The following is a 259-nucleotide window of genomic DNA, read 5'->3' on the forward strand; positions in this document are numbered from 1 at the left end:
CCCTCGACCGCAATGCGCGCATGCAGCACCATGGCCTGTTTGGGGTTCTCGTCGCGCCACCGCTGCCAGCTGGCGTCGGTCGCCTTCCAGCGCACCCATGCCAGGGTGTCGGGTGTCGGTGCATAGGGCGTCCGACCCCAGTAGCAGCGCGTGCACAGGGGTGCATGCGCGCGCGCTGCACCGCCGATGTGGCGATGCGCCGCGCAGAAGAAGATGCCGCACCCGTGCCGGCCGCCGTACGCGTCGCCGCCGCAGACGT

1 pseudogene is annotated in these 259 nt (G+C 71.4%); it reads right to left on the bottom strand.

The window, feature by feature from the left end:
* Window positions 1-259: pseudogene (locus tag SB822_RS58570) on the bottom strand (hypothetical protein); the annotation flags it as partial.

The organism is Paraburkholderia sp. SIMBA_054 (assembly GCF_046534875.1).
Lineage (GTDB): Bacteria > Pseudomonadota > Gammaproteobacteria > Burkholderiales > Burkholderiaceae > Paraburkholderia > Paraburkholderia hospita.